Source organism: Pseudomonas sp. MF08875 (genome assembly GCF_059862525.1).
On the sequence record NZ_JCBCUW010000057.1, the window covers coordinates 23337 to 31636 of the forward strand.

At 63.9% G+C, this 8300-nt stretch carries 4 protein-coding genes and 1 pseudogene; 4 read left to right on the forward strand and 1 reads right to left on the reverse strand.

The genetic code is table 11. The features are described 5' to 3' along the window. The first annotated feature begins 550 nt into the window (after positions 1–550). The 4 genes from AC19YT_RS24565 to AC19YT_RS24580 all read left to right on the forward strand — a co-directional run bounded on the left by AC19YT_RS24565 (position 551) and on the right by AC19YT_RS24580 (position 8192). Positions 551–2344 (forward strand): DUF1302 domain-containing protein, encoded by a 1794-nt coding sequence (locus AC19YT_RS24565; protein WP_095107877.1) that lies wholly within the window; start codon positions 551–553, stop codon positions 2342–2344. Positions 2345–2368: 24 nt separating this feature from the next. After that, positions 2369–3736, forward strand: coding sequence for a DUF1329 domain-containing protein (locus AC19YT_RS24570; protein WP_500611182.1), 1368 nt, complete (start codon positions 2369–2371; stop codon positions 3734–3736). A gap of 242 nt (positions 3737–3978) precedes the next feature. Beyond that, entirely contained in the window at positions 3979–5505 is a 1527-nt protein-coding gene (locus AC19YT_RS24575) for a glycoside hydrolase family 10-like protein (RefSeq protein ID WP_500611183.1), read from the forward strand. 131 nt (positions 5506–5636) lie between these two features. Continuing rightward, positions 5637–8192, forward strand: a complete 2556-nt coding sequence (locus AC19YT_RS24580) for a LuxR C-terminal-related transcriptional regulator (RefSeq protein ID WP_500611184.1) — start codon at positions 5637–5639, stop codon at positions 8190–8192. Here the strand turns inward: AC19YT_RS24580 and AC19YT_RS24585 are convergent. Next, positions 8182–8300: pseudogene (locus AC19YT_RS24585) on the reverse strand (IS30 family transposase); the annotation flags it as partial. The gene AC19YT_RS24580 and the pseudogene AC19YT_RS24585 sit on opposite strands and share 11 nt — an antisense overlap.

The window sequence follows — 8300 nt, forward strand, 5'->3', positions numbered from 1 at the left end:
TAAGTCACTTGAATCAGGCTAGCCGTTCGGGTTTGCGCGGTTGTCGCTGAGGGTTGTAGTTGTTTTCACCCAGTCGCGTAAGTTTTACGCCAACTTACCCACAGGCAAAAAAAAGCCGCTGCATCGGCAGCGGCTAAAGTAAGACGTCAGATCAAGGAGCAACAAATCTACGTCAGTGAACACGCAGCGCTAAGTTGAGCCATCAACTTAGATAAAAACGGTCGTTCAATAAGTGCAACTAAACAGCTATTGAACATTTGCTCTTACAGCGGGGATGGCTGTGAGAGCCCGGTAAGAATAAGAGCTTGCCCCCCGGGGAAACAGCGCGATTGTCGACAAGGACTGTTGCAGTTCAGGTAACAGTGGCCGGTGGCCCTGAATCCACGCCCCTGATGCCCCGCTATCCATCCCGTGCATGGCGTGCGCAAGCCTGGGCTAGAGGGGGGTGTCATCCTTTAGAGGTACAGCGTGAATACCTCCTTGGTGCGCTTATCGCTGCGTAGTGCCGGCAGTAGGGTGAGGCCTTCTGTTCACTCACCGGGGAAGACGCATGACAAAAACAACAATGCGCGCCATCTTCACGCCGCAGGCGCTCGCCGCGGCGGTGGCTATGGGCTGCTGTGCCCAGGCGCAAGCGGTTTCATTCAACATTGGCGAAATCGAGGGGCAATTCGACTCTTCCCTCTCGGTCGGCGCCAGTTGGGGCATGCGCAGTGCCGACAAGGATTTGGTCGGGGTGTCCAACGGCGGCACGGGCCAGGCGTCCACCGGTGATGACGGGCGCTTGAACTTCAAGAAGGGCGAGACCTTCTCGAAAATCTTCAAGGGCCTGCACGACCTCGAACTCAAGTACGGCGATACCGGCGTGTTCGTGCGCGGCAAGTATTGGTACGACTTCGAGCTCAAGGACGAAGACCGCGAGTTCAAGCAGATTAGCGACCACAACCGCAAGGAAGGCTCCAAGTCGTCCGGCGCGCAGATCCTCGACGCCTTCGTCTACCACAACTATTCCATCGCCAACCTGCCGGGCACCGTGCGCGCAGGCAAGCAAGTGGTCAGTTGGGGCGAGAGCACCTTTATCGGTAACTCCATCAACAGCATCAACCCGGTGGACGTTTCGGCCTTCCGCCGCCCCGGCGCGGAAATCAAGGAAGGCCTGGTCCCGGTGAACATGCTGTTCGCCTCCCAGGGCCTGACCGACCAACTCACCATCGAGGGCTTCTACCAACTGGAGTGGGACCAGACGGTGGTGGACAACTGTGGCACCTACTTCGGCGTGGACGTGGTGCAGGACGGTTGCACCACCGGTTACACCGTCGGCAGCCCGGCGATTGCGCCGTTTCGGCCCTTGGCGGCGGCGTTCGGCCAGGACATCAATGTCACCTCCGAAGGCGTGGTCATCGGCCGCACGGGCGACCGCGATGCCCGCGATTCCGGGCAGTGGGGCACGGCCCTGCGTTGGCTGGGGGACGACACCGAGTACGGTCTGTATTTCATGAACTACCACAGCCGCACCCCCACCGTGGGCACCACCACCGCCAGCGCTTCCACCGTGGCCGCGCTGCCGGGCATGCTGCGCATCGCCGAGCAGTTGGCACCGGGCAGCAGCGCGGGCCTGGCGCAAAGCGTGATGCTGGGCCGGGGCAAGTATTACCTCGAATACCCCGAAGACATCCGCCTCTACGGCGCCAGTTTCTCCACGACCCTGCGCACCGGCACCGCGTGGACCGGCGAAATCAGCTACCGCCCCAACGCCCCCGTGCAGGTCAACACCAACGACCTGACCCTGGCCCTGCTCAACCCGCTCACCGGTGGCGCCACCTCGCCGCTGGCCACTTCGCTGGGCGCCGACAACACCGGCTATCGGCGCAAGGAAGTCACCCAGATCCAAAGCACCATGACCCAATTCTTCGACCAAGTGCTGGGCGCCGATCGCCTGACCCTGGTGGGCGAGGCGGCGGTGGTGCGGGTCGGGGGCCTGGAATCGCGGGACAAGATCCGCTACGGCCGCGACTCGGTCTACGGCCAGTACGGCTATGGCGGCGACACCGAAGGCTTCGTCACGGCCACCTCCTGGGGTTACCGCGCCCGGGCGATCCTGGACTACAACAACCTGGTGGCGGGCATCAACTTCAAGCCCAACCTGTCCTGGTCCCATGACGTCAAGGGTTACGGCCCCAACGGCCTGTTCAACGAAGGCGCCAAAGCGGTCAGCCTCGGCGTCGATGCCGACTACCGCAACACCTACACCGCCAGCCTGAGCTACACCGACTTCTTCGGCGGCGACTACAACACCCTGACTGACCGCGATTTCCTGGCCTTGAGCTTTGGCGTGAACTTCTGATTCGGCACAAGAGGAACAACTTTTATGCGCAAGATGATTCTGCAATGCAGCGCCCTGGCCCTGAGCTTGCTGGCCCTGAACGTGATGGCCCAGGTATCGCCCGAAGAAGCCGCCAAATTGGGCACCAGCCTGACCCCGGTAGGCGCCGAGAAGGCCGGCAACGCCGATGGCTCGATCCCGGCCTGGACCGGCGGCATCGGCAAGAACGCCGGCGCCGAAGACAGCAAGGGCTTTTTGGCTGACCCCTTTGCTGATGAAAAACCGCTGTTCACCATCACCGCGGCCACGGTGGACAAGTACAAGGACAAACTCTCCGACGGCCAGGTGGCGATGTTCAAGCGCTACCCCGAAACCTACAAAATCCCGGTGTACAAAACCCACCGCACCGTGAGCCTGCCCGACGAGGTCTACGAAGCGGCCAAGCGCAGCGCGCTGAACGTGACCACCATCAACGACGGCAATGGCCTAGCCAACTTCACCGGCAACCGCTACTACGCTTTCCCGCTGCCCAAGAACGGCGTCGAAGTGCTGTGGAACCACATCACCCGCTACCACGGCGGTAACGTCAAACGCATCATCACCCAGGCCACGCCGCAGACGAACGGCAGCTACACACCGATCCGTTTTGAAGAAGAAATCGCCGTGCCCAACCTGATCCCCGACATGGACCCGGCCAAGGCCGCCAACGTGTTGACCTTCTTCAAACAATCGGTGACCGCCCCGGCGCGCCTGGCCGGTAACGTGCTGCTGGTGCACGAAACCCTCGACCAGGTGAAAGAACCGCGCCTGGCGTGGATCTACAACGCCGGCCAGCGCCGCGTGCGCCGCGCCCCGCAAGTGGCCTACGACGGCCCGGGCACCGCCGCCGATGGCCTGCGCACTTCGGATAACTTCGACCTGTTCTCCGGCGCCCCCGACCGCTACGACTGGAAACTGATCGGCAAAAAAGAGATGTACATCCCCTACAACAGCTACAAGCTCGACTCGCCGACCCTCAAGTACGACGACGTCATCAAGGCTGGGCATATCAACCAGGACCTGACCCGCTACGAACTGCACCGGGTGTGGGAAGTGGTCGGCACGGTCAAGCCCAGCGAGCGCCACATTTACGCCAAGCGCCACATGTACATCGACGAAGACAGCTGGCAGGCCGCGCTGGTCGATCACTATGACGGCCGCGGGCAACTGTGGCGGGTGGCCGAAGGGCATGCGCAGTTCTACTACAACCACCAAGCCCCGGCCTACACCCTGGAAACCCTCTACGACCTGATCGCCGGCCGTTACATCGCCCTGGGCATGAAGAGCGAGGAAAAACACAGCTTGATCTTCGGCTTCAAGGCCCAAGCCGCCGACTACACTCCCTCGGCCCTGCGCAGCAGCGGGGTGCGCTGACCGCTTGCCACGCTCCTTGTGGGGGCGGGCTTGCCCGGCCCGCTCCCACAGATCAACGCCAACCTGTCAGGTTCTTCCTATGTTCAGGGGGGAATGGATCGGCACTCATCGCAGGGCTTTTCTGAATCTGCCCCTCACCCCTGTAAACCTCCACGGCTTGATTAGGCTCAAGGCCCACGGAGTGCCTGCAAGTGCGTTATCGACGGGATACCACCAGGCCCCCGTCATCAGGAATCCGAGCCATGACTCATCACCTAACGACAACGACCAAACATCACTTGCGCGCAAGCTGGATTGCCACGGTGCTTAACCTTGACTGGCCATCCAAGCAGTCGCTGGCCATCAGCAACGAGGCCGAGCGCGTGGCCCTGCAACAACGCGAACTGACCGCCATGCTCGACGAAGCAGTGAGCCTGCGGATGAACGCGGTGTTCTTCCAAGTCCGGCCCTGTGCCGATGCCTTTTACCGCTCCACCCTCGTACCCTGGTCACGCTACCTGACCGGCACCCTGGGCCAGGACCCAGGGTTCGATCCGCTGGCGTTCGTCATCGAGCAGGCCCATCGGCGCAACCTGGAGCTGCATGCCTGGTTCAACCCTTACCGCGTCTCGATGGATCGTTCGCCCGCCACGGTCGAACAACTGAACCGCGTGGCACCGGGGCGCCCCGCCAGCGTGTACCAGGCTCAGCCGCAATGGATCGCCAGCGCCTCCGATCGCTTCGTGATCGACCCCGGCATCCCCCAGGCGCGAAGCGCGATCGTCGAGGCCGTGATGGAGGTGGCGCGCAACTACGACATCGATGGCGTGCACTTCGATGACTACTTCTATTACGAGTCCGCCGCCTCGCCACTAGACGACAGCGCCACCTTCGCCCGTTACGGCCAGGACTTTGCCGACAAGGGCGACTGGCGCCGCGACAACACCTATCAACTTATCCGCGAACTGTCGGCCGCCCTGCGCGAATTTGACCCAGGGATAAAGTGCGGCGTCAGCCCTGCCGGGGTCTGGCGTAACCAAAGCGTCGATCCCCTGGGCTCGGCTACCCGCCACGGCGCCCCCAATTACGACGTGGGGTTTGCCGACACCCGGCGCTGGGTTCACGAAGAACTGCTGGACTACATCCTGCCCCAGGTCTACTGGACCTTTGACCTGGAGGTGGCGCCCTTCGAGGTGGTGGCCAAGTGGTGGGCCGACACGGTACACGGGCGCAATGTGCACCTGTACATCGGTGAGGCCCTCTACAAAGTCGGGGTCGCCAGTGCCCGGGAACCGGGTTGGGCAGAGGACGAGGGCATCACGCAAATCAGTCGGCAATTGACCTGGAACACCGACAACCCGCAGGTAAGCGGCAGCGTGCTGTTTCGCCACCTGTCGCTACGTGCACCCCAGGCTGCACGGGCCGTCGCGGCGATCCGCGCGCAAGTGTGGCAACACCCGGCATTGATCCCTGCCATGGCCTGGAAGACAGGTCGCGCACCTCAACCCCCGGTGGCCGTGCGGCGCGAGGAGACGGCGGCGGGCACTCAATTGCAGTGGCAGGACCACCCGGCCAACACGCCCGGCCAGACCCGTTACTACGCCGTGTACCGCAGTGCGCCGGGCAAAGCGCTGGACACCACGCGCGCCGATTGCCTGGTGGCGACGGTGCGCTGTGAAAGCGCCAGCGCTCACTGGACCGACGCCAACCCTGACGCGGGCGCTGTGACCTACGGTGTCACGGCGCTGGATCGCGGGCATTTCGAGAGCGCGGCGACATTGGCCTGGTAAGTGCGGCCGCGGCACCGTGGCGGCTCGGTTTTTTATGGTGGCCAATCAGCGTGCTGAATAGCTCTCAACAAGCGTCTTGCAGAGGGCTAGGGTGGAGGCACGCTGGATAAAAATAAAAAAGGCCCGCCGCAATGACCGCCATGAGCCTGTGTCTGGACCGCCCTGGGTTCCTGCCCCGCTTGTCGTCCCATCACCTGTCGCGCCAGCGCCTGAGTGCGCCCTTGATGGCTTCGCCTGCGCGCGTGCGCCTGCTGTGTGCGCCAGCGGGCAGCGGCAAGAGCGCCTTGATGGCCGAGTGCTTGCTCCAGGCCCCGGCGGACTGCCAGGTGTACTGGCTGCCCTTGGCCGGCGCGCTGAAAACCGCCGAACAACTGTGCGCCGCCCTGGCCCAGGCGCTGGGCCTGGGGGCGGTCGACGAACCCAGCCTGCTGGCCCACTTGGCGCGGTTGCAGGCGCCCACCTGGCTGTTTTTGGATGACTACTGCCGGGTGCCGGCCCCGGAACTGGACGGCTTGCTCGACCGCTTGCTGGTGGTCAGCAGCCCCGCGCTGATCTGGTGGCTCAATGGGCGCCGCCGCCCGCAATGCAACTGGCCGCGCCTGCTGCTCGACGATGAACTGCTCGAATGCGATGGCCATGGGCTGCTGTTCAACGCCGACGAAATCCGCCAACTGATCCACAATCTGCCCCAGCCCTATTGCACGCAAACCCCGGAGCGCATCTTCCAGGGCAGCGGCGGTTGGTGCGCCGGGGTGCGCATCGCCTTGCTGGAAACCAAGGACTGGGCCGTCGCCGACCGCGAACCCGGGCCGTCGGACACCTTGCTCGATTACCTGGAACATGAACTGTTCAGTTGCCTGTCGCCGGAGCAAGCCGAGGCATGGCGCGTGCTCGCCCACCTGCCGCGCTTCAACGCGCCTTTGTGCGAGCACCTGTTCGGCGCGGGGGAGGGCGCGCAGTGGCTGCGTTCGTTGCAGGCCCTGGGTTGCTTTATCGAACCCTGGGACGACAGCGGCGAATGGCTCCAGGTGTTCGAGCCCCTGGCGCAGCTGATCCGCCGCCAGCAATGGCCGGTGGGGCGTTCGTGGCACCGGCGCGCCTGCCAATGGTTCACCGCCGAGCAAGACTGGCAAGCGGCGTTCGAGCAGGCCTTGCTCGCCCAAGAGTACGAAGTGGCGGTAAGCCTGTTGCAGCATTTCGATTTCGAACACGTGTTCCAGCAGCACAACGTGGTGCTGCTGTTGCGCCTGCACGAGCAGCAGGGCGAAGAACTGATGCTCGGCAGCCCGCAACTGGTAGGCTTGTTGACCGCCGCACTGTTGTTCGCCGGGCGTTTTGAACAAGCGGCGGCATGTATCGAGCAAATGGCCCGGTTCGCCCCGCAGCCTTGCGCCGCGCAGCAAAAACTCTTGCTGGCGCGCTGGGAAGCGCAACAGGGTTGGCTGCTGCACTTGCAGGGGCGCCTGGAACCGGCCCGCGAACATTTCCAGGAAGCCCTGGCTGCGCTGCCCGCCTCAGCCTGGACCGCCCGTTTGCTGTGCCTGTGCGGCTTGACCCAACAGGCGTTGCTCAAAGGTGAGCTGGACGTCGCCCAAGCCATCAACCGCGAGGCCCTGTGCCTGGCGCGGGCCCAGGGCTCGTTGCTGTTCGAGGCGCTGCTGGAGCTGGACCACGCACAGTTACTGGAGCAGCGCGGCGCCGCCCATCGCGCCGAAAGCCTGCTGTGCGGCGTGCACGACTTGGTCAGCCAGCATGTGCCCTGCGCCACCCCGTTGCTGGGGCGCATCGCCCTGCGGCGCGGGCGCCTGGCCTTGAGCCAGGGCCAGGGTGAATTGGCCCAGGTGTTTTTCCAGGCCGGCCTGCAAGCCTGCCTGCCGAGCCAGGACAAACGGGCGCTGTACGGCTTTTTGGGCCAGGCCCTGCTGGCCGTCAACCAGGGCGACTATGCCCACGGCTTTGTGCGCCTACGCGACGCCGAACGCTTGATGCAGCAACGGCAGATCCCCGACACCGTGTACCGTGGCGTGCTACTGCAAATCAGCAGCCAGTTCTGGCTACAGCAGGGCCGCCCCGAACTGGCTCACGAAGCCCTTACCCGGCTGTTGCGCCATTACCGTGGGCCGGGAGCCTTGCAGGCGCCACCGGCAAGCGTCGAATTGATCCCGCGCATCGAGTACCTGCTGATCCTCGCCGACGTGCACTTGAATCAAGCCCGCCAGCCGCTGGAGCAACTGGCCGCGCTGCTGGAAAGCGCCCGCCGCCAGGGCCGCCATGGCCTGGAGGCCGAGTTGCTGCTGGCCCGTGGCGAGGTGGCGTTCTTGCGCGGCGAAACGGCGTTGGCCCGCGAGGCCCTTGAAAGCGGCCTGAGCCTGGTGCAGCGGTGCAACCTGCAACAGGCCTTGCAGGAACTGCGCCTGCGCCAGCCGCACCTGCTGCATGGCCTGGGCCTGGAAGGCTCGCCGATCGTGGCCACGGCGGGCAACGAAAGCCCCCTCAGCCTGCGAGAACTGGAAGTGCTCAAGTTGATCGCCCAGGGCAGCTCCAACCAGCAGATCGCCGAGCAGCTGTTCATTTCCCTGCACACGGTCAAGACCCACGCCCGGCGCATCCACAGCAAATTGGGGGTGGAACGCCGCACACAAGCGGTGGCCAAGGCCAAAGTATTGGGGCCTGAATTCAACACATAAGTGCAACGCTCACCCCTGTATGCACTTCGTACGGCGTCTTCCAGCCCAAGCGCTTGCGCGGGCGTAGATTGATCCTCGCTACTGTCCGATTGACGGCTTCGACGGTCA